The following is a 22,405-nucleotide window of genomic DNA, read 5'->3' on the forward strand; positions in this document are numbered from 1 at the left end:
TCTCGTTTTAAAAAGAGATAGCACCGACTTGTAGTCTTTTACGATTAAAATTTGAAAGCTTCCAGAAGCACTCCTCCTTCTCTGCGAGTAGATAGCAAAAAACCAGTCAACTTTAACAGTTGACTGGTTTTTTCATTTTTTAGCATTTAAGCTTGCTCTGTCCCCTCTTCCACAGAAGGACGGGAATTTTTGATAAAGAATGACAGGATAAGCCCGAGTATGGCAGTGACACCCGCCACGATAAAGGAAACGTTCACTCCATGGACAGCGCCATCGATGCCATTTTCAGGCTGGATATTATTGGTCATAACCGTTACCAGGAGCGCTGTACCGACAGCTCCTGCCACCTGACGCATCGTATTGTTCATGGCGGTTCCATGTGGAATCAAATGCGGCGGCAGTTGATTCAAGCCAGCCGTCGTCACCGGCATCATGACCATCGCTACACCAAGCATTCTGACTGCATTGACCGTTGCCAGGTAGGTAAAGGTCGTTTCAGCTGTTAAATTCGTAAACATGAAAGTAGTGACAACCAAATCGGTTAGACCGATAATGGCCAGCCACTTGGCACCGAATTTATCGAACAGCCTTCCCATAACCGGGTTCATTACCCCCATCAATAAAGCACCCGGCAGAAGCATAAGCCCTGATTCAAAGGCAGTATAGCCAAGCATATTCTGCATGAGTAGCGGCAAGATAACCGCTCCGCCAATCATGGCGATAAAGACGATCATACCAAGAGCTGTAGTAATCGTAAACATCTTGTGTTTAAACACTTTGAACTGGAGAATCGGTTGTTTAAGCTTCGATTGACGATTGATGAAGAAGTATAAGCTTATCGCACCGACAATCATCGATATTACTACTTGATAGCTTGTCCAGCCGCTGTTACCGGCAGTACTGAATCCATATAACAGACCGCCGAATCCTAACGAGGAAAGTATAATCGACAAGACATCGACCTTTGGATTCTTTTGTTCGGTTACATTTTTCAGAATAAAGTAAGAAACAATCAAATCAATCACGATAATCGGGAAGATAACATAAAACAAGCTTCTCCACGGATAATTTTCCACTAGCCATCCGGATAGCGTCGGACCGATTGCCGGCGCAAAAGCAATAACCAATCCAAACATTCCCATCGCGGTTCCGCGCCGCTCCACAGGGAATATCAAAAACAAGATGGTCTGCATCAACGGCATGATGATACCTGCTCCGGATGCTTGCAGGACTCTGCCGACCATCAGAGTCGTAAAGCCAGGGGCGAATGCGCAAATTATTGTACCTAGTCCAAAAAGCCCCATGGCAGTAAAGAATAATTTACGCGTGGTAAATCGTTCAATTAAAAAAGCGGTAACTGGAATCATAATTCCGTTTACCAGCATGAAAATGGACTGCAGCCACTGGGCAGTATTTGCATTCAAATCCAAATCCCTCATGATGTGCGGCAAAGCAGTCGCTAACAAGGTTTGGTTCAATATAGCAGCAAACGCTCCGGATATCAGCACGATCATCAACGGGATTTTATTGATACTTTGCGGAGAGGATGCTGCGTTTTGACTTTCAACCATAGTATTCCTTCTTTCTTATTAAGATAAAATTAGTTCATAGGAAGTTGCTTTATGTCTGATTGTCGCTGAATAAAAAATCAGGACAGTGAAAATCATTAAGAAGCTTTTACTTCACCATAAAATTCGGTCACTTGAGACATTCTATACCAGTGGTATAATTAAATCAAGGGTTTTGAAATAATAAATAGACAGCCTTAATATATAAGCTTTTATAAAATATACCAATGGTATAATTTTCTGGAGGAATTATATGAGTGATCGAAAAAAACAAGTAATCGACAGCGCCTTGCAGCTGTTTATCGAAAAAGGAATAGAGCAAACTTCGCTTCAAGACATCATAACGAGGGCCGGTATATCCAAAGGCACTTTCTATAATTATTTTGCCTCAAAAAATGAGTGCGTACTCGTCATTTTAGAAAGGGCCCGTTATGAAGCAAGTCTACAGCGACAGGAAATGCTGGCCGGTAAAGACCCGGCTGATATCGAATTGTTGATCCAGCAAATATCGGTTCTTTTAAATATCAACCACCAGCAAAACCTTATCGCTGTGTACAATTCGATCCTTCATTCCGGGGATAAAGAATTGAAAAAAATGATTTCCCTGCATCGCCTTCATGAGCATGAATGGCTGGCTGAGCGGTTTACAGATGTTTTCGGGGAAGCAGTCCGGCCCTATTCATATGAAGCAGCTGTGCTTTTTTACGGAATGATGCAGCACATTTCCATTACATGGCGAATGACCCATGATGCCGCGCTCGATCCGATAAAAGCAGCCAGGACGATCATTCTCTATATTAAAGAAATCATTCCTGTAATGGTAAGAGAAAACACTGCACTTCTGGATTTGGAAGCGATGGAAATGTTGAAGAATAAAATTGAAATTCATAGGGTACCGAAAGGGGACATTCTCCACTTATTAGGAAGGTTGAGACAGGATATCTCGACAAAGCAAACACCGAAAAACATGCTCGATTTAGCTGATGTCTTGTTTGAAGAACTTTCTGCCGATGATATCCGAATTGCGGTTGTGGAATCACTGCTGCGGCCGTTTTATAAGGCTTTCGAGGATACCCCTTTTGCCAATGAAGCAAGAGAAATCGCAGCTAAAACTAGCCAATATTTAAAATCTAAAACGAAGCAGACAAATTGAATGCTGCACATGCTTTTCAGTTTAAATCGTGGATAAAAGATGGAATTCAGCAATAGTTACAAATACAAACAGCAGAAAAACCCGTTTGGCATCTTTTGCTCAAACGGGTTTTAGTATTCACTATTCTTTGATTGCATGGAAAGTCGATGTTCTTCGATAAACACTGAGCACGAGTCCAAGCATGATAGCATTAAATACTATCGGATAAGACCCATAGCTGATGAATGGCAGCGGTACCCCCACAAGAGGGAAAATCCCCAAAATCATACCCAAGTTGTAGAATGTTTGAAAGGCAAGCAAAGTGATTGCACCGCCAATCAGTACTTTTCCTAATGGATCATTGACACGCGGGAAAATGAAAAGCATTCTTACCAGAAGTCCAAAAAGCACGATTACAGTGAATAATCCGGTCAGCCAACCAAACTGTTGAATGATGGTAACAAGGGCTAAATCCGTATGAGCTTCCGGCACACCTGCAGCTTGATCCCCTCCCATCCCCAGCCAATTTGCATGGGTAAATACTTCTTGAATATTGGAATAAACAAACGTTTTTTCTTGCGTGTATTCCCCTGGGAGATATGTTTTTAAGCGTGTTGCTAAACCGATAACCAGTCCAACTGCACCCATCAGGAGCAAATATATTTTGTTAGGTCGAGCCGTATCAGCCCACACAACCATACCTATAAGAATAAGTGTATAGAGAAGCATCGCCAAAATATTTCCGATAAACGCAAACATCAAAAATGGAATCAGATAGAGAATGCAAAGGACAAGTCCATTCATTCTTTTATCCCTTAAAAACCCTGTCCAGCTAATGAAAAAGAACGGAATCGTGTCCAGAATGTTAAAAGCGAGCGGCCCCAGTTCGACATAAGGGAAGCCGTTTACGTAAGCAGTTGAAAAAAGGAATAAAAGGAATGACAAAAACAGTCCGCCAAGATAACTTGCCCATCGGAATTTGACTATTTTGGAATAGTTAAACAGCATCAGTCCACCTGTGATCACTAATCCAAATATTGCATAGATAATTTTATGTGGCACGAACCCCAAATTTCCGCCTATCGCCATCAAAGGTAAAAAGCCTAAACAGAGAGCCATGATAAATAGAACTGCGATCCACCAATCAACTTTGGGGCGGTGAAGTTTTTTCAATTCTTTCCCTAGCGGAACAGGATTCCCCATTTGTGCAACCGCTTTTTCTTCTGCATCCTTTTCGTCCATTCCTGATGTTATAAAACGTTGTTTCTCTTTATCGATATGGTATTCCAGCTCAGTCACAATCATTTTTCGGACAGACGGTGATTTTATCTCTTTTCCAACGGTTTCAAGAAAAATTTTCTTGCTGTTATTCATTAACTGTCACTTCCAGCCATACCTTCAAATCACCCTGTTTATAACTGTTTTTTTCCATTCTTTCCAAAAGGCGCTTTCCTCTCTGGTTTAATCGATACCGTTTTTCTCTCCGCTCACTCCAATTGGCTGCCAAATGACCTTTTAGCTCCAGTCGATGGAGCGTGGTGTAAAGAAATCCTTCGTTACTATCGAATTTTTTTATTCCCCTTGCCCTGAGTAGTTTTGCTAGTTCAACACCTGTCTTCTCTTGAACAAGCAGCTGTAATACAGCCCGGAAAACATCCTCCTCTTTCTCCCCTTCTTTTTCTATTACCTGGAAGACGGCACTTCTGTGACGTTCCGAAAAGTCCAAATCCTTGAAAATCGTTTTGTCCATTGTGTTTTTCAATTTACTCAACCTTTTCTCCAATTTGCTCACCCCTCTAATTTTTTTCGCAGCAATTTTCTTGCTTTTCTTAATCGTGTCTTCACGGTATTTAGATTTTTCCCGGTTACCATCGATACTTCCTTTAACGATAAATCCTCATAATAAAACAAATAAATGACCTCTCTGTATTTCACTGGCAGTTCCATGACGACAACCATTAGCTCCCGATCCTCACTGTTCTGAATCACTGTATTCTCTACATCATCTTGGTTGGTGACCTTCTGAAAATATTCATACCCATCGGTGAAAACATTTCTGGTATACCAACTCTTTAAAAAATCTTTGCAATGATTGATGGCGATCCTCCATAGCCAAGTCTTCAGTTTTGATTTTCCATCGTATGTATCAAGCTTCTGGTAACACTTAATAAAGATTTCCTGTGTCAAATCCTCAGCAGCTGCTTTGTTCTTCACATAAGAAAAAACAAGCTGTAATATATCTTGTCCATGATTTTGCATAAGTTGATCGATGACTTTTTCTTTATCCTCTATGACATCTTCTGCTACGTACTCTTCCAATTTGATCACCTCCCTGTTAGTTAGACGAGAAACATAAAGGCAAGGTTTTTGTTTTTCTCAGTATAAACAAAAAAGAGGCTTCCTCAGTAAAGGAATGCCTCTTTTTCGCTAATACTTATATGCTGTTCAATACAACCAATAGATAGAGTCATCTGTTTGTACCGTCCGTTCAAAACCTATCTTCTCCAATACACGGATGGAAGGAGCATTGTCGGGATCACAACTGGCCATCACCTTTTTCACCCCGGGCTGTGTGAGTCCCCATGCCACCATTGCTTTTCCCATTTCTGTAGCAAACCCTTTCCCCCGGCTACTCGGAATGATACTGTAACCTAAATCAATCACCCCTTCTTCGTTTGGCCCTCCTTTAAATCCCATATCGCCTACAATCCTATTGTTCGTTTTATCGACTATCAATCCTTCCCATTCATTTTCGGAAGGAACCTTACGGAAGCGCTCAATTTTATATGGAAATAGGTTTTTATAGACTTCCAACGGCCACTCGGCTCCTGTTTCGAACGGAACTATTCGTTTAAGCTCTTGTCCTCCTTTTAACACGGCCTCCATCATATCTGCCGTCAACGTATGCATTTCCAACCGCTCCGTTTTAAATTCTGGCATATGTATATCTCCCTTTCTTTGAGTCTATCGACTATCTATTGTGTTTGCAAAGCAGGATAAACCACTTATTACACCACAAATTCCATTGTTGTACCAATCAGACAATTATACAATCCCATATTCTATATTATACTCACTAAAGGAGGATGCCTATGATTTGTTCTACCTGGCAGCCACGCTGGAGAGACATATGCCAGCCGTCTTGCCAGCCATGCTGCCCGACGCCGCCAGAGCCAGAACCCGAACCAGAACAACCTGATGGAGGTTGGGGTTTGATTACCATTATCATTCTGGCACTTTTCATTTTGTTGCTAGCCATCTTATTTGGCATAATCAGCTTTGGGACAGGGCTAATCTGCCGTAAGTGCTAAGAATAAGGAAAGGAAGCTTCTTAACTGCTTCCTTTCTAAGAAATTATCCTCTCAAGAAGATTATCACCGAGTCACTTGATAGCCATTTTAATAGTCAATCCCACTTGCTCCTTGAATACTCCGGCTGGATTCATGGAGAGCAACACTTCCCCAGCTTCTGTTTCAAATTCCTTCTCTCTATTACCGAGAAATCGTTTTGCTCCGTAAGAGGTTGAATACAGAGTTCCGATGATTGTTTCAACTGTCCAAGTCACTTGATAAGACGGAAGCCGGTGAACTTCTAAATCGAAATCTGAATCCTTAATGATTGTTTCATAACTCCGATCGGGATGTCGATAAGTAGTATTTCCAGCCCTCGTTCTTTTCCATTCTGTTTCCCATTCAAGAAAAAACGCTGCACTTAGTATCGAACGAGCGTGGAAGGATACATAGGTCTGTATTTGCATATAGGTCGCTGTTCCTTTGAAAAGTTTTCACCCATGTGTATTCACACTTTTCACGCTTATTGAAATTCCATTCTTTATTAAAGCTTCTCTGCTTGTCGGAGTAACACCTGCAAGAAAAGCGCTTCTGAAATAAATCAGCTTCTCCCATAATTAATGGTTCAATATTTCCTCGTCCTTACTATAAATATTAATGACATATTCATCATCCTTCACATTTTCTTTCACTTCATCCGATTCAATAAATTGCCGGGCTTCCTTTTCAATCTCGGCTGCCAGTTGTTTTGCATCTTTTTGATCAGCCTCAATCGAAGTCCTGATAGAGAACGTAAGTGGAGATGGATAAAAGGAATAAGCAAATCCTTCGACTTTAAGTTCTTCCATTCCGATTAATCCTTCTCCCATCGCACTAATGACAGGCATCCATCTTTGCTCCGCTTTTTGTTTTTCCGGATCTATTTTATATACTTTTATTTTGAAATCGCCTAATTCTGTCTCCTCAGCCAAATCCCTTGCGATTGCTTTCATTTCATCTATGCGGGTTTCCGTAATAGGAATTTCCAATGGAATAAATCGTTCTATGTCATTGATTCTAACGTTTGCCGAAAGAATCTCATATCCCTCTTTTTCCATCTTTTCGAGAATGGCTTTTTGAAGTTGCTGACTTTGCTCCTGATAAGCTTCCATCTGCTTTATTTGCTCCGTTGTCATCTCTGACTCGGGATCTACTGGTTCTTTGTGTAAGGTTATATCCACCTTATAGGCATCAACTCCCTTTGCTTCCAGAAGGTTGATGACCTTTCGTTTCACTTCTTCTTTGACTTCTTTGTAATAGCTTTCCGAACCATCTATTTCTATTCCGATTGTTTTGGTTCTTACATGCAGGCTGGCTCCACCAACCTTATAGCCCTCATCTTGCAATTCATCAACTATTGAGCCCACTAAAGAAGAGTCAGAACCTTTTTCGAACAGTCCATTCAAAACCGGAATTTGTGCAAGGACGTTAGCTATGGCAGGAGAAGTAAATGCAGAACCTATTAACAGACCTATAAGAATGACTGCTGCTGAACTGAAATAAAATACTTTCTTTCCGAATCCTTGTTTTTTTGGCTTGACTTGCAACTTTTCAAAAACCCTGTCTTCAATACTTTTAGCTGTATCATTTGAGAAATAATGATCGTAATAGTAACTTTTCGTCTCTTTTAACTTCTTATCCATTAAGGATCACTCTCCTATTTTAGAAGTTAACACTTGTTTTAATCTTTCTCTCCCTCGGACTAGTCTGGTTCGAACAGTATTGGAATTAATAGCAAGGGAAACTGCTATTTCCTCCACCTTTTGTTCGTGAAAATAATACAGGATGAGGATTTCCCGATATTTAATCGGGAGCGAGAAGATACTTTGCAAAACCTCTTCCCGTTGGTCTTGTTTTAGATAAGATACTTCAGGACTTTCGCTGCGCTTAAATGCTTCAAAAAATTGCCACGGCTGCATAAGGATGGCTAGTTTATTTTTTCTTAAGACGTCTTTTGATGTATTTGCTGTAATCCGATACAGCCAGGTGGATAGCGAGGCCTCTCCCCGATATTGATTTAAGTTCTGATAACACTTTATAAAAACTTCCTGCGATATGTCTTCTGCCATACCATGGTCTTGTACAAAGGAATAGGCAAGCAAGAAAACTTTTTGTGAATAGGAAGCCATTAGTTCCTTCAGTAAAAGCTCTTTCTCTTGTTCATTTAAATGAACTTTCTCTTGGTTAAACGGTATTGGAATATCGCGATTATCCCTCATGTGAATCCCCCTTCCACCTTTTAGACTGGCAAATAGATTTTTTTGTTTCATTTTTTTCCAAACAATCACTAAAAATTCCCTTCATTTGCATGCTTTCAAGCTTATTAATTATCTCTGTTGATAGGAACTGGGACTTGGTTATCTTTTTAGAAAATCTTTTAGATAAAAGAAAAAGCACCCTGTTAAGGATGCTTTCTGCTTATTTATTTCATTGTAAAGGGTGGAATATAACGGCCGTCCACATCAACAAACTGGTATTCCTTTGCAAGGTCACCGACTTTACATATTCTACCTGTTTTCTTAAAAATATCAGGATCTTCAGCCAAAGCTGTGATGCCCCGACCAATATAAAACGGGGTTTCTGTACCTTGTAAATCTTTTGACTGCTGCCAGTTCTCCTCATCTGATTGATGATATTTCAGTACTAATTCCGTTCTCATAAATCCCGGGGAAACAGCGATTACTGCGATATTATCTTGCTTTAGCTCTAACGAAAGGCCATAGGCCATGCGCACAATCGTGTTTTTGGCTAAATCATAATAAAAGTGTCCAGTATAATTACCATCATCCCAAAAAGTCGTATGGAAAATAACCGCCTCTTGATTTTCCCTCATAAAAGGAACCGCATAATGATTCGTCGCCAATTGGGCACGGACGCCAGCCGTGAACATCGTATCCCAATGCTTTAAAGGAAGGTCCCAGAAGGTCCCTCCTTCCACCCCCAGATCATGTGCTCCCCAGACATTATTTACTAAAATATCCAGTTTGCCTTGTTCCCTTCTTATTTGTTCTATTACTGCTGCTGTCTCTTCGTCTTTCGTATGATCGCATCGAATGGCAACCGCCATCCCTCCTGCCTCTATAATTTCCTCTGCAGTCTCATCGATAGATCCAGGAAAATTTTGGTTAGAACTGCCTCTTAAGCTACGCCCTGTAACGTAAACTGTCGCTCCTGCTTTCCCTAATTCTATTGCAATCCCCCGCCCTGCACCTCTGCTTGCTCCAGTCACCAATGCAATCTTCCCTGTTAACTTTTTCAAATTACTACACCCTTTCTATAAAAGATGTATTCATTGTAAACAAGCTATCTTGACAACCTCTGTCATATTTCATTAAATAATCAGTATATATGGAAAGTTGGTGAACATGATGAGAGGAGACCGGCTAATATCGATTTTATTGTTATTGCAATCGTATGATCAGTTGACGGCAAAACAGCTATCCGAAAAACTGGAAGTTTCAGAACGAACGATTTATCGAGACATGGATGCACTCAGCAGGATAGGTATCCCAGTTGTTGCAGAACGCGGTAAGCAAGGCGGATGGTCATTGCTTGATAACTATAAAACAACCCTTACCGGTTTTAAAGAAGCTGAAGTCCATGCTTTGTTTATTTCTTACTCGATACAGTTGCTAGAGGATCTTGGCCTTAAACGTGAAGCTGATGACGCTAAGAACAAATTGTTCGCATCCCTTCCAGCAGTACAACAAAACAGTGCCAAAGCAGTGTGGAATCGGATTTATATCGATACTAGTAGTTGGAGACAAAAACAAGAAAATGCCACTTCATTTTCTGTACTTCAGCAAGCAATCTGGGATACAAAAAAATTAAGGATAGAATACCAGCGTGCAGATGGCAGTGAGGATGAGAGGATAGTAAAACCACTAGGATTAGTTGCTAAAGGAAACAAGTGGTATTTTATTGCTGGTAAAGAGAATAACGAAATCCGCAGTTACCGAATTTCCAGAATACAAGCCGCTAAACCAATTGATGAAACCTTTATCAGACCTAATAATTTTGACCTTGCTAGTTATTGGGATTCCACGACCAATGCGTTTATCGAGCATTTGCCTGAATACCCAGTATCGGTAGAGGTAACGAAAACAATCATGCCCCGGCTGACTTTCACTGGACGTTTTGTCCGGATTCTCGAAGTAAAGGATCCATCACAAGAAGGTTGGATTCCAGTTGATTTGGTTTTTAATACAGAAGAGGAAGCAGCAGCATATATCTTAGGTTTCGCCAATCAAATCAGGATCCTCAAACCAAAACGGCTACATAGCAAAGTCAGCGATATGGCAAAAGCTACAGCCGCTTTTTATCAACAAAATGACTAGGAAGCAAATGACCAGTATCGCAAAAAGTTGCTCTTAGTGAAAAAGGACCGTCCTCCGATTTTAGATAAAGCCCTTTTTTACAGAAATGAAAACCAGCACTGTCCCTTCAGCTGCTGGTTTAAAGTATTGTTGTGAATTATCTATGCTTATTCTATCTCCCATTTCTCCACATCGGTGGCAGGGATCAGAGGAGCGCCAAACATTACGTAAGAATTGTCCTTTTCCTGTCCTGTACTATATTGTTCTATCCGTTCATCTCTTTTAATTGTTTCCAATATCGTGGGGTGGATGAGAATTTTTTTCGGAATAGTCGGCTCTCCAATTTCCGTTTGCTCAGCCCGCCATATGGAGATGTCTTGTAGCAGAGCGTCCAGTTCCATCATGTTTCCTCCTTATCTTGCTGTCTTATAATCCAGTCAACTGATATTCTGCTGCAACCTTATAAGTTCTTCCGCAAATTTATCAATGCGTTCGGTAACCTCTTCGTCAATGATTTCATTTTCATCGTCAAATGAGTCGTTATGGATAAAAACATTATATGCCGGTACCAATCCTTTTAAATAAGAAAGAATTGGTTTTAGCTGATATTCGGAGACAAGAAAGTGCTTTTCGACTGCTCCGGTAGACACAATCCCTGTTACTTTATTCTTAAAAGCATCGACCGGGAAGTGGTCCAGTAAGTTTTTCAATGCTCCGGAAATTGATGCCTGGTAAATCGGTGTGCCTATGACCAGAAAATCAGCCGCCAATATTTTATTTATTACATTAAAAGTATCTTCATTATAATAGGCAAGCGGCGTACCGCGGACAAATTCCACATCGTAATCCTTCAAGTCGATCATTTCCGTTTTCACATCTGAATCAACTGCTTTAGCAGCTGCCAATACTTTATTGATGGCTACATGGGTCTTCCAGCCAACCAACGATCCTGATATTCCCACAAGCTTCATAGCCGTACCCTCCTGTAAAGATAAGTTCGATCAGCTCTTGTCAATTCCCCAAAACAAACTGTATCTCTTTCCTAATAAATGAGAAGCTTCTCGATATCTTATTCATTCTTTCTCTATTTGCCTTTAACCAGCTGTCTGTTCTTTTTCGTTGAACAGAAGATAATAATACACTGAGTACAGTTTACCATTTTCAGGTTGCTGGAAGCCATTAACAACTTCTTCACAAAAAAGTAACAACCCACTCCCTGCTGAATCAAAAGCAAAAACTGTATGATTCCCTGCTTTTCGGACAGGCTAAAACAAGGAGGGATGATTTTGGCACAACAATTTTTATCCATAGAAGAATTCAATCAACTAATCCAGCAATGGAATGACAAGACCATTAAAGTAACGAAGCAGGAAATCGGCGATTATGATGAGACGGTACTACGGTTAAATGCCGTTTCCTATGACACAGATACACGAAGAGTGGATGACTATCAAGCGAAGCATAAGCTGCTATTAAGAGGAGATGGCACCATGCTTACAGATGCAGCAAATACACAGCCGCTACCAAACCAGGTCTACGAAATTCCAATTGAGGATTCTACATTATTTCAATACGACGATGAACGTTTTTCCTTAACGACTGACCGTGGCAGCTATACCATTGAATTAATAACTGAATAGGGAGAAGTATACATAGTAAAAACATGGCACCATTAAAAATAAGCGCCATGTTTTTTCATTGCTTGATCCCTTTTTTTAACCAATTTAAAACAAGGTCAAACCATGGTTCACAATATTGATTGATTTGCTCTTTGCGTGCAGCCGAAACGGCAGTGCCCAACGAGAGGCCATGTACCCCACTTTCAAAAAAGTGAGCCTCATTTGGGATTCGCTTTTCCTGAAGGGCGAGCATCAGTTTCATCGAATTTTCTACCGGCACCGTCGCATCATCCCTTGTATGCCAAATGAATACTCTTGGCAAATGTTCCGGGATATGTTTGTCAGGTTGGATAAGCCTTTTCTTTGTCGGTTGATGAAAGTCATGCCCGAATAAATCTTTGATTTTTTTCTCTCTTTCTACTTGTTTTGGCCATCCATAAGTGAAATTAACGACCGGATAACATAATACCAAATGATTTACATGCAATTTTTCCGAAGAAACACCCAGTAGTCCAGCTACCCAGTCCTTTTCTGCCGTAAATGTGAGAGCAAGGTGCCCTCCTGCCGAAAAACCAGTCAGGACGATTTGCTCCAAATCGACATGCCAGTTCTCCGCGTTTGAACGCAGCCACAAAAAAGTTGAACCCAGCTGTACATAAGGATCGGGAAATAAAGAAGTATCAGATGAAATACAAGAATATCTTACAATGATGACATGGTATCCTTCTGAGAAATACTTCATCGCCACAGGATCTGCTTCCCTGTCGGAAGTGTGGGTATAGCCTCCTCCTGGGCATATCACCACGACCGGACGTTTCTCCCCAGTCTTGAATTGAGAAGAATCCTCCCATAAATATGCTATTGCGTATGCACCTTCTGTACCGAATTTCTGCTTTTCGATTCTCAATCCTCTCACCCCTCAGCCTTGAAAATGTATGATCTATTACTAAGATAAAGGATGGAGAACTTTTTTTCACGGCATATTATCCGATCAAGCCTCTGCTTCTAATTGTAAAACAGCTCCAACATTTTGCTGAGCAGTGGTAAAGCAAATAAAAGCGATCAATTCACTGATTTCTTTTTCTGAAAACACATCCCGTAATACATCGAACACGGAGTCTGGTATTTCTCCATGTGACCTGGCAAAAACTTCAGCAAATCCTGTTGCGGTAAGTACTCTTTCATCCACAATATGCGGGTTCGGTTTTCCTTTTGCTTTGCAGTATTGACAGCCATTTCGCTGAGCCAGCGTCCTTCTAACCTGCTCTTTAAGTTCTACCGCCAGTTGTCCTTCCTTTTCCAACACTTTCCCGAGCAATGTCCAACTTTCCATTATCCTCGGGTTATGTCCCAATAGTTGTTGGAAAGGCGTTTCTCCAATTTTTGACTGATTAATTCTGACCATCCCTATCCCTCCTTGTTTTATAATGATAAGATAATAACTAAATCTTTCACATACACTTTTTAAAGAAAATATACAAAATCCTTTAGAAATCAAACGTAATCAGGAGGCATCATTTAAAATATGAAAATAGATGATATCGATGTAAAAATAATAGATGAATTACAGAAAAACAGCCGATTGTCAATGAGTGAGCTTGGCAGGAGAGTCAATCTTTCTTCGCCCTCTGTGACGGAAAGGGTGAGACAAATGGAATCTTTCGGAATCATCCAGCAATATACCCTCGAAGTCGACTATGAAAAGTTGGGCTGTCCGATACAATGTTTGATAGAAGCTACAGTGAAAGACGGAAATTACGAAGCCTTTAAAAATAAAATCCAAACGTTCTCTAATGTAGAGTTTTGTTATCGAATTGCCGGCAAAGCATGTTATATGCTGAAGTTGCATTTTAAAGATTTTACACAAGCAGAAGAATTCATTAATACGTTAAGTTCCTACGCTGCAACGGTTACCCATTTTATCTTTTCTAAAGTGGAAACCAATCTATCATTTCAATAATAAAATATAATAAAAACCCCTTCGTCCTCTTGGGCAAAGGGGTCAGCTTGTTGTTCAATTACGCAAAAAGTCGAATAGCTTCTCAGCTGTTTCTGTATTTTCCAGTGAACCTGCAAATTGATCGGAACCTGGACCATATGCGTAGATATTCACATCGACACCAGTATGTCCGCCTGTCGTCCAGCCAGTTCCAGATCGCTCGTTAAATATCGCTTCAATGGCATTGTCGATATCCGTTGCCTCTCCACTTTGGCTTGCTGTTTCCACGGATTGAATCTCATCTTCCGTCAAAGCTAAATCAATGTTTTCATCCAACACAGACCTTACTGGCTCACCATTCGTTATTTCCTGTGCCATATAATCCGGAGTTCGTTTTGCCGCCTTTATTGGCGCCGGATTCCAAACATACGGACCATTAGCTCCGATAGACAATCCTCCCGTAGAATGATCAGCTGTGGCAACTACCAGGGTATGCTTGTCTTTCTTTGCGTATTCAATCGCTGCCTTGAATGCTTTTTCGAAGTCTTCCATCTCACTCATAGCCCCTACAACATCATTATCGTGTCCTGCCCAATCAATTTGACTCCCTTCTATCATAAGGAAAAAACCATCTTTATCCTTACTCAGACGATCAAGAGCGGAATTGGTCATTTCGGCCAAAGAGGGAGTAGATGCGTTACGATCAATCATTTTATCCATTCCTACCGGAGCAAACAACCCTAAAACTTGACCATGATCATCCTTCAGCAGTTGTTTGCGGGTTGTTACATAACTGTACCCATCCTTCTGAAATGCTTCCACCAAATTTCGGTCTTCCCGTTCAAAGTAGCTTGTCCCGCCGCCTAAGAGTACGTCCACTTTATGCTGGCCATTTATTGAATCATCATAGTAGTCATCGGCTATCTGATTATAGTTTTGCCTGGATTCATCATGCGCACCAAAAGCAGCTGGTGTCGCGTGATTGACCTGGGAGGTCACGACCAAACCGGTCGACTTCCCTTGTTCTTTTGCTTGCTCAAGCACTGTTTTAACATCCTGCTTCTTTGTATCGACTGCAATCGCACCATTATATGTCTTTACTCCGCCAGCCATGGAAGTTGCAGCCGCTGCCGAATCAGTGATGTTTTCTTCATGATCGTCGGGATAGGTTCTTTGCATGCCCACCAAGTAAGAATCAAAGACAGTAGATTCCATCATTGGTGTACTTGGATCATCTTTCAAGTAACGGTACATCGTGTTATAGGCAGGTCCCATGCCATCACCAATCAAAAAAATAACATTTTTTACTTTTGCATGGTTTTGTTCTTGATTCGCTTCCGTTGAAGTATAGAGGGTGAATATGCTTCCCAGTGCCACCCCTGTTATCACAAGCGGAGCTGCCAATCTTTTCAACATGCCGTTTCTATTCATTGATTTCCCTCCAAATAATAAATATGATTTCATCTAATATAGTAATCTTGTTTTATTAATGAAGGATTAATAGAAAGTAAAGATGGCTGATCTGCCGTTATTTTGATTTCTTAGGCCTAAACCTGCCAATTCTGCAGGCCGTTTACGGGTTATAAAGAACTAGAAAACTAATCTGCTTAGACTGGATGAATGATTTGATCGTAGGGATTAGATACATTTTCCTAATCAGCAGACTTAACAAAATTTACATTATATTTATAAAAACAAGCCGGCACCAATTGCTCGTCTAATTCTCACCTCTCCTTCATAAAGTTTTACGAGGTGAGAAAATGAAAAAAACTACAGCTAATAAATGGCACCTTTTTATCGTTTTGTTTTTTATCAGTTTAGCAATGAGAGTTCAGGTTCCCGTATTCACACCATATGCGGCAGCATTCGGAGCAACCAGCGTTTTTATCGGCATCATCCTGAGTGTTACCTCACTCACTAATTTATCCGGCAATGTTCTCGCCGGCCCGTTAATCGACCGGCTTGGTAAAAAACTATTCATCACACTCCCGATTTTTGCTTCTGGGTTGTTGTTTATTGCCCATGCCTTCGCCAATGATCCTGGCGACTTGTTGGTTTTGCATGGCCTGAATGGATTTGCTTTAGCATTCTTGATTCCTGCTGCTTTTGCAATGCTATCAGGATTCGCTGAGAATAGCAGGCAGCAGGGGAAAAACATGGCGATCAACGGACTTTTTTCTACCATTGCTGGTATAGCCGCCCCATTGATCGGCGGTAAGCTGGTTGTCATCATTGGTTATCAAAATACTTATTGGATTATCGGAAGTACCATGCTGGCAGTCGGGCTTTATGCTGTCCGTTCCTTAAATGAAACGAAACCTGTAGTTTCCCTTTCCCCATCGAATGCTACCATTAAGTTTGAAACGAATCCCAAATTAATCGCTGTCTATCTGATCGGGTTTGCGGCCATGTATGTACACGGGGTCGTCATTTACGAAGTACCATATTTAGCCGTGGAAAATGGGTTATCTACTTTCGATACTGGCAGACTGTTCAGTTATATGGGCATTGGCACTCTAATGATGTTATCCATGTTTTTTGTCAATCGCTTCTCCCCCTTTAAACGTCTGGTCACTGGTTTATTTGGAATGGCGATGGCCTTGGCAGGTATTTTCACATCGGTTCTTCCTCTGGCAGTATTATTGTTTTTCCTTGGTATTTTCTCCGGCTTGGTCATGCCTGCAATGGCAACAGCAGTCACAGACAATACAAGCAAACAAAGCCATGGCAGAGCCTTTGGTTTTATGTCGGCTATCTACTCGCTGGGTATCATCAGCAGCTCTTTTTTTACAGGGGTGATCCGTGATTCCATATCTCCGTACTTTATCGCATTTCTTGTCAGCATGACGGTGCTGACAATTGCCGGCTATACAAGATTGCGTTCCTCTAATGGGAATTTGCAGCATATCTAATCTTTCTCATGCAGCAAAACATGGCGGAGGCAAGATATGGAGACACTGACGGGAACAGCACGAGCTGAAACCCCCGCAAATGAGCGGTTGGTGTATTCTGAGGAAGTAGTAGCCGTCGGAAAGCGTAATATCTTGCCGTAGCCAATTCAGAATAAAAAGAAGTCTATCTCAAGTCACAAATAAAAGACATTAGGCCGATGAAGTGTGTTTCTGACGAAACGAAAACTGCGATTTTTTACTCATCAAAATCTTCCCTCGCCTTCTTCACAACTTACGGAATGAAACCGCACTGTTGCAAAAAAAGATTGGGAAGACCGCCTCTTCGGTTAAGATGGTTACCTGAAGGTTACTTACCATGGGGAGTATGGACACCTATCCTTCTGTCAGCATTTCCGTTTGTTTCATATAATACTCGATGGCAAGATTCAGCCATTCCTCTTCTTCTTTTGAAAATGGAGAAGGATTCATCTGTTCAAATTTTTCGATTTCCGTTTCCGGCACATCCACTTCCCCTAATGTTTGAACAAGATCTTCACCCAAGAATTGAAAAGTTTCTTGCAAATACACTTCCACGAATTGCTGGACTTTCGGATCGTCGACTGGCAGATGGTAAAGTTCCTTTAGTTGCTTTGCCAAGCGGATATAGGTTTTATCCAATGCTAATCTTTCCTCTTCTGACTTATTATCCAACTCATCGATTACATTTTGCGGCAAATGATTTTCCATCCACTCCATCTGTTCTTTTTCTGTTTGGATATTCCCTATCAGGCTCATTAAGACGGTGCTGTCTACTTCTCCTTCTTCTTCAAGCAATGTCGTCACCCGGCGGATTGCCAGCAATGATTTCTCCATCTTTTCCTTTTCTGTTTCCAAAGCTTTCATATGGAGGTTCAGCGTATCTGCCAAGTCTATCGAAAAACTAGGTTCTTTTACCATCTTCTTGATTTTATCAAGGTTGTAGCCCAAAAATTTAAGGCTAATGATTTTTTGCAGGATATGCACGTCTTCCTCGCAATAGATGCGATGACCCGAAGTCGGGTGTTTTTCCGGCTGTAACAGACCAATTTCATCATAATAATGCAAGGTTCGGACGGATACCCCCGACCTGGACGAAAACTCACCAATCGAAAATTTTTTCTTCCCCATCATTTTCCCTCCTGCTATGACTTTTATATACTGATTATAAATCCTCACGCAGCTGGAGGTTCAACATAATTTTCATGAAGATGTACAAATCGCAGAAACATACAACCATTCAAAACGGCAACCTACTCAGAAGCATTTTCGGCTATACTTGGAAAATGGTTTCCATATTGCATGACATGACTGCAGGAGGAAGAAATATATAATGGATAGGAAGCTTGAGCCTCTCCCGTTGCATTTACATAGGTGTTAACACTGATTGTTACATGATCTGCCTGGTTGATAGAGATGGGATACACTTTATCCTTCTTCCCTCCGCTTACTCCATGAATCGTATTAGCGAGAATGACAGCTATTTTTGTCTTTCCTGTTATCAAAACCCCATTTCCTTGGACATATTGGATGGAATTATTTTTGATATCGACCATTTCCATCGAGTCATTAACTGCTATGCCCTCTCCGCCCGTATATGAAATCGTATTTCCATTGATACTATGGTTTTTTCCTTTTCCCACCATAACGGCGTTACCCTTCACATTTCTCACCAGATTATTACTTATTTTCACGGTGTTCCCGTATCGTACATTAATACCTGCGAAACCACTTTGCTCTGCTGCATCCGCTATGATATTCCCGGTAACCAAGACATTTTGCTGGACTCCGGTCTTTTCACCAATGATGTGGATGCCATGATGATAAGTAAGTCCCCCGGTAATGATGTTGTTGACAATCTCCACGTATTCGCAAGGTTGACTTTTTCCTGTTTGTTTTCCGAAAATATTTTTTGTATCCTTTACATCTGTTACAGGAGGAGATGCCATTTCGATACCTGCTCCACAATCTATTAGCTGGTTATCCTGAACCTGAACGTTTCTCCAACTATAGCCACGCACAGCCTGCTTCGGAAGAGCCTCGAACAAGTTACCGCTTATCATGATATTTTCATGCCATACTCCGATCGTGGACGAGTGACTTCCAATCCCACGCGGCCAAGCCTGACTCCCTTTAGTTCCAGATGAACCGAAATAACAATCCATAATCCATATATTTTTACACGGAGTTTGATCGTAGGTTCCGAATGCGCTGAATACCCAAACAGCTTTCATCAAATCAATTTGGACAGCCTCCGAGAACGCGCGTCCACCCGTGTCGATGAAACCTAGAAATCTACAACCTTTAATCCAGACGTTTCGGCAGCCGCAAATTTCTACTGCATGCGCTCCGGCTACATCCCTGATTTCCATCCGTTCCAATGTTATGTTTTCTCCATGACCGATTGCAAAACAGTTATGCATTTTTCGGCGTTCCACTCCATTAAAATCCCAAATACCACCTTCAATAGTGATGTTCGAGTGGCCATCATATCCCTTAAATGACTCTTTTGGACGGCCATTGGTAACCAGGTAACCGTCATGATCCCTCACCAGTCTGGCATTGGGAGCGGCAATGATATGCGTATTGGAAGACACGTACAAGGTTTTTTCCAAGCGGTATGTCCCCGCCGGGATGATTACCGTCACTCCCTTTTCTCTCCATTTTGCTTCATCCAATGCAGCTTGAATCACGACCGCATCCTTTGTCTGTCCGTCACCTACCGCTCCGTAATTTTCTATGTTTATCCTCACCTCAATCCTCCTATCATGGAACAATTTATACCGCCAAGGGAATCATTACCTTTTTAACAACCCTTCTTTAAATAGATATTTTCTTTTTTCGCTTAATATACAGAGAATGAGAAACTAGAGGAGAGGGGTGATAAGCACAAGCAAGGATCGTTTTGATCCCTTTGAAACAATTGTAAATCAGGAAGACTTCTCTCGTTCTATCTAAAAAGACCAGTCACAATAGACTGGCCTTTCGTTCATCATCCTACATAATTAATCCTTAAGATCTTCAATCAGTTTTTTCATCTCGCTTATTTCTCTACGTTGTGCCTTGATGATTTCATCGGCAAGCTTCCGGACTCTCGGATCCGTTATTTGAGCACGTTCACTGGTCAATATGGCGATTGAATGGTGTGGGATCATTGCTTCCATATAATCTGTATCATCGACCAAAGTCTGACTGCGGAGCAGGAATAATGATAAGAAAAACACTACAATACTTCCCGCTGCGATACCGATATTGACCTTTCTGTTTTTGAGCATGCGAAACATAAAAAGCAGCATAATCATCGTCATGGCTGCCCCCATCATAATTGCCATATAGACCCTTGTCTCGCTGAAAAACACATGATCCAACCGATAAGTACTAAAATATTTAAAGATAAACATGACAACAGTGGAAGTTAACACCATGCCGAAAAATCGTATATATGCTTTCAAACTTTGTCCCTCCTTTAACCGCTTTACCAGAAAGGATACCCTGCCTGTTAACGGATAAAACTATCCTTTAAGTTTTTCAATCTAATCTCCCGTTTTTCAGGGAGTTTCCTTTATTCATCGGTAGATGGTCGTGGTTTATTGATCATCTATCTGGGAACACTAGTAAAAAAGCAAAGAAGGTATTAAAAATGACAATGAAAAAATCCATTATCCTGCCATGTGTGTTAGGGAGTTTTCTAGTTGCAGCTGGTTGTACATCTGATAATAATGCGGATAACGATCAGCCGGCTGACTCTGAGACATCACAAGTATCCGATAACCAGGATGCAGAGGCAGACAGCGGGACAACAGCTGAAAACAATGGCAGCCAGGAAGATAACAGCTCAGAGGCCGAAACGGAAGAGAATGAGGAAACAAGCAACGGAGAAACTTCTTCTGTTAGGAAACAATTAAAAATGCAACAGTCAGCGGTCAAACTGCCGACAAGTTTTCCGAATGTGGAAAATGTTGAGGCAAATATAGAGAAAAACTCGGATTCAGCTTATACAGTAAGCTACCAAAGTTCCTCTGGAGAAGAGATAGCCACTTTTTCCGGGACTTTATATGATTCAGCAGAAGATGCCAGCAGTGCGATGAATGAATTCCAAAGTGGCAAAGAAGTCCCCTCCTATAGTGAAGGGGCTACGGACATTGGGCATGGGATTACCGGATATGGTGAAGGTGCTGCGGGACATCAATACTTCAGCTGGCAAGAAGGAAATTGGCTTTTCAGTATTAGTTCCCTTACCCAGGATGAAATGGATCAGCCCAGTATTGCAAAGAAAATGGTGGAGTACCTGGAAAATCATATGCTGCCGGCACCAGACAAAACAGGCGCAGTGTTGGTAGATTATCCTCAAGGAGGCAAACAGGTGCATGTCGATATCCGCTGGCAGGAACAGGATAAGATTTATCGACTGAAAACTGATCGGGTTCCATTGGATGCCTTGGCAATGACTGTTTCAGTGAAGTAAGAGAAAAGTGCTGTTCGTTTAGAGCAGCACTTTTTCCTACTTCAGAAGGGACATTGTTTCTACCAATCCTTCTCGCCATTCGAAAGGATCGGTAGTTCTCAGGTACCATGAAAATATTTTTTCAAAGATCACTTGAATATTTGGAAAGACCTTGTCTGTTCAAAAAATGTTGTACAGCCCCGATCATGCCAGCATCGTTTTTATGTTTACAAACAGCAATCGGGACATGGAAATCCTTCCAAAACTCCAACTGTCCCAGCTTCGTTTCTATCTTTTGCAACAGGTCGGTTTGTGCGCTAACGCCGCCCCCGACCAGGATAATTTCCGGATTCAACGTAACAGCCAAGTTGTACAGTCCACAACTGATACTGGTCAGCCAATCGTCCAACAAAGCAGCCAATTGACCATCCTGCTCTGCCTGTTGAAAAATCGCTTCACCTTCCACTTTTTCATTCGGATTAAGCCCCATGAACTGTCTGTAATCCTGAATCAGACTTCCGGTCGCACCATTGCGATGCCAAATCGCTTTGTCAGGAAGTGACCTATTCGTTATCATGAAACCGAATTCACCACCCCTGAATGATTTTCCGCGCAAAACTTTCCCGTCAACCACGATTCCCCCGCCAATCCCGGTCCCGATTGTCACACAAACAAAATCTCTGACACCTTGAGCATTTCCGTTTAGCTGTTCGGCCAAAGCAGCACAATTCCCGTCATTTTCCACCTCTACCGGCAAATCGATCCTCTCTGCCAACAACGATTTAATGCTTCTTCTTCTTATGCAAACCACATTGCCCGCAGTGTCAGAATCTAAATACCCGGTTACAGGATCAATCGGACCCGGCATACTGATGGCTATCCCATCAACCGTATGACGAGAACGATACTGCTGGATGACAAGTTCCATTTCCCTCAAAAAATCCCCTAAATCAGAAACCGGTGTATCGTATCGCCCCTTTTCAACTAAGGTGCCGTCTCCATGCATAACCGAATGCTTCACTTTTGTCCCGCCCACATCAAAAGCAATAAACTTATCCGTCAATCGGTTTCTCTCCCCTTTGCCCTGCTATATTTTCTTCTATTCTATTTTATTTCTAATTACCATCTGCT

General features: G+C 41.4%; 24 protein-coding genes. 6 read left to right on the top strand and 18 right to left on the bottom strand.

Going from position 1 to position 22,405, the window contains the following annotated elements:
- Positions 1-146: 146 nt before the first annotated feature.
- Positions 147-1,571, bottom strand: a complete 1,425-nt coding sequence (locus F6X55_RS04910; RefSeq protein WP_153462208.1) for a DHA2 family efflux MFS transporter permease subunit — start codon at positions 1,569-1,571, stop codon at positions 147-149.
- Between the two features lie 250 nt (positions 1,572-1,821).
- On the opposite strand from F6X55_RS04910, the gene F6X55_RS04915 reads away from it, so the two are divergent.
- Positions 1,822-2,721, top strand: coding sequence for a TetR/AcrR family transcriptional regulator (locus F6X55_RS04915; RefSeq protein WP_026571590.1), 900 nt, complete (start codon positions 1,822-1,824; stop codon positions 2,719-2,721).
- 120 nt (positions 2,722-2,841) lie between these two features.
- On the opposite strand, the gene F6X55_RS04920 is transcribed toward F6X55_RS04915, so the two are convergent.
- From F6X55_RS04920 to F6X55_RS04955, 8 genes are all read right to left on the bottom strand, one after another.
- On the bottom strand, positions 2,842-4,074 hold the full coding sequence (locus F6X55_RS04920) for an FtsW/RodA/SpoVE family cell cycle protein (protein WP_153462209.1): 1,233 nt from the start codon (positions 4,072-4,074) through the stop codon (positions 2,842-2,844).
- Positions 4,067-4,483 carry a PadR family transcriptional regulator gene (locus F6X55_RS04925; RefSeq protein ID WP_026771700.1) on the bottom strand — a complete coding sequence of 139 codons (417 nt, stop codon included), beginning with the start codon at positions 4,481-4,483 and terminating at the stop codon, positions 4,067-4,069. Before F6X55_RS04925 ends, F6X55_RS04920 begins: the two co-directional genes overlap by 8 nt.
- A gap of 5 nt (positions 4,484-4,488) precedes the next feature.
- Positions 4,489-5,019, bottom strand: coding sequence for a sigma-70 family RNA polymerase sigma factor (locus tag F6X55_RS04930; protein ID WP_026771701.1), 531 nt, complete (start codon positions 5,017-5,019; stop codon positions 4,489-4,491).
- A gap of 126 nt (positions 5,020-5,145) precedes the next feature.
- Entirely contained in the window at positions 5,146-5,640 is a 495-nt protein-coding gene (locus F6X55_RS04935) for a GNAT family N-acetyltransferase (protein ID WP_153462211.1), read from the bottom strand.
- A 442-nt stretch (positions 5,641-6,082) separates the two neighbouring features.
- The gene (locus tag F6X55_RS04940; protein ID WP_153462213.1) at positions 6,083-6,457 is read right to left on the bottom strand and encodes a hypothetical protein; all 375 of its coding nucleotides are present in this window, start codon (positions 6,455-6,457) and stop codon (positions 6,083-6,085) included.
- 150 nt (positions 6,458-6,607) lie between these two features.
- A complete protein-coding gene (locus F6X55_RS04945) occupies positions 6,608-7,672 on the bottom strand; it encodes a DUF4030 domain-containing protein (protein ID WP_153462215.1) in 1,065 nt (354 codons plus the stop codon).
- Between the two features lie 6 nt (positions 7,673-7,678).
- A complete protein-coding gene (locus F6X55_RS04950) occupies positions 7,679-8,248 on the bottom strand; it encodes a sigma-70 family RNA polymerase sigma factor (protein ID WP_161993056.1) in 570 nt (189 codons plus the stop codon).
- Between the two features lie 203 nt (positions 8,249-8,451).
- Positions 8,452-9,288: an SDR family NAD(P)-dependent oxidoreductase gene (locus tag F6X55_RS04955; RefSeq protein ID WP_153462219.1), complete on the bottom strand. Its 837-nt coding sequence runs from the start codon at positions 9,286-9,288 to the stop codon at positions 8,452-8,454.
- Between the two features lie 109 nt (positions 9,289-9,397).
- Between F6X55_RS04955 and F6X55_RS04960 the strand changes: the two genes are divergently transcribed.
- Positions 9,398-10,366, top strand: coding sequence for a helix-turn-helix transcriptional regulator (locus tag F6X55_RS04960; protein ID WP_153462408.1), 969 nt, complete (start codon positions 9,398-9,400; stop codon positions 10,364-10,366).
- Positions 10,367-10,512: 146 nt separating this feature from the next.
- On the opposite strand, the gene F6X55_RS04965 is transcribed toward F6X55_RS04960, so the two are convergent.
- Both F6X55_RS04965 and F6X55_RS04970 read right to left on the bottom strand, forming a co-directional pair.
- Complete coding sequence (locus tag F6X55_RS04965) at positions 10,513-10,746, bottom strand: hypothetical protein (RefSeq protein ID WP_153462221.1); 234 nt, start codon at positions 10,744-10,746, stop codon at positions 10,513-10,515.
- Between the two features lie 36 nt (positions 10,747-10,782).
- Positions 10,783-11,316, bottom strand: coding sequence for an NADPH-dependent FMN reductase (locus tag F6X55_RS04970; RefSeq protein WP_153462223.1), 534 nt, complete (start codon positions 11,314-11,316; stop codon positions 10,783-10,785).
- A gap of 315 nt (positions 11,317-11,631) precedes the next feature.
- Between F6X55_RS04970 and ymzB the strand changes: the two genes are divergently transcribed.
- Positions 11,632-11,985, top strand: a complete 354-nt coding sequence (ymzB, locus tag F6X55_RS04975) for a protein YmzB (protein WP_153462225.1) — start codon at positions 11,632-11,634, stop codon at positions 11,983-11,985.
- A 55-nt stretch (positions 11,986-12,040) separates the two neighbouring features.
- Here ymzB and F6X55_RS04980 read toward each other — a convergent pair whose 3' ends face one another.
- Together F6X55_RS04980 and F6X55_RS04985 are read right to left on the bottom strand one after the other, a co-directional pair.
- A complete protein-coding gene (locus F6X55_RS04980; protein ID WP_161993057.1) occupies positions 12,041-12,871 on the bottom strand; it encodes an alpha/beta hydrolase in 831 nt (276 codons plus the stop codon).
- An 84-nt stretch (positions 12,872-12,955) separates the two neighbouring features.
- A complete protein-coding gene (locus tag F6X55_RS04985; RefSeq protein WP_153462229.1) occupies positions 12,956-13,369 on the bottom strand; it encodes a carboxymuconolactone decarboxylase family protein in 414 nt (137 codons plus the stop codon).
- Between the two features lie 120 nt (positions 13,370-13,489).
- On the opposite strand from F6X55_RS04985, the gene F6X55_RS04990 reads away from it, so the two are divergent.
- Positions 13,490-13,924, top strand: coding sequence for an Lrp/AsnC family transcriptional regulator (locus F6X55_RS04990; protein WP_026571601.1), 435 nt, complete (start codon positions 13,490-13,492; stop codon positions 13,922-13,924).
- 54 nt (positions 13,925-13,978) lie between these two features.
- On the opposite strand, the gene F6X55_RS04995 is transcribed toward F6X55_RS04990, so the two are convergent.
- Complete coding sequence (locus F6X55_RS04995; RefSeq protein ID WP_153462231.1) at positions 13,979-15,334, bottom strand: alkaline phosphatase; 1,356 nt, start codon at positions 15,332-15,334, stop codon at positions 13,979-13,981.
- Between the two features lie 329 nt (positions 15,335-15,663).
- Here F6X55_RS04995 and F6X55_RS05000 point away from each other — a divergent pair, with 329 nt between their 5' ends.
- A complete protein-coding gene (locus tag F6X55_RS05000) occupies positions 15,664-16,815 on the top strand; it encodes an MFS transporter (RefSeq protein WP_026771709.1) in 1,152 nt (383 codons plus the stop codon).
- Between the two features lie 372 nt (positions 16,816-17,187).
- Here F6X55_RS05000 and F6X55_RS05005 read toward each other — a convergent pair whose 3' ends face one another.
- The 3 genes from F6X55_RS05005 to F6X55_RS05015 form a co-directional block, all read right to left on the bottom strand.
- The gene (locus F6X55_RS05005; RefSeq protein ID WP_153462233.1) at positions 17,188-17,964 is read right to left on the bottom strand and encodes a MerR family transcriptional regulator; all 777 of its coding nucleotides are present in this window, start codon (positions 17,962-17,964) and stop codon (positions 17,188-17,190) included.
- Positions 17,965-18,083: 119 nt separating this feature from the next.
- Positions 18,084-19,583, bottom strand: coding sequence for a right-handed parallel beta-helix repeat-containing protein (locus tag F6X55_RS05010; protein ID WP_161993058.1), 1,500 nt, complete (start codon positions 19,581-19,583; stop codon positions 18,084-18,086).
- A gap of 252 nt (positions 19,584-19,835) precedes the next feature.
- Positions 19,836-20,282: a DUF305 domain-containing protein gene (locus F6X55_RS05015; RefSeq protein ID WP_026571605.1), complete on the bottom strand. Its 447-nt coding sequence runs from the start codon at positions 20,280-20,282 to the stop codon at positions 19,836-19,838.
- 188 nt (positions 20,283-20,470) lie between these two features.
- On the opposite strand from F6X55_RS05015, the gene F6X55_RS05020 reads away from it, so the two are divergent.
- Complete coding sequence (locus tag F6X55_RS05020) at positions 20,471-21,295, top strand: hypothetical protein (protein WP_153462237.1); 825 nt, start codon at positions 20,471-20,473, stop codon at positions 21,293-21,295.
- 121 nt (positions 21,296-21,416) lie between these two features.
- Here F6X55_RS05020 and F6X55_RS05025 read toward each other — a convergent pair whose 3' ends face one another.
- Entirely contained in the window at positions 21,417-22,337 is a 921-nt protein-coding gene (locus F6X55_RS05025) for an ROK family protein (RefSeq protein ID WP_153462239.1), read from the bottom strand.
- Between the last annotated feature and the right edge of the window lie 68 nt (positions 22,338-22,405).

It is taken from the genome of Sediminibacillus terrae, assembly GCF_009602435.1.
GTDB lineage: Bacteria > Bacillota > Bacilli > Bacillales > Amphibacillaceae > Sediminibacillus > Sediminibacillus terrae.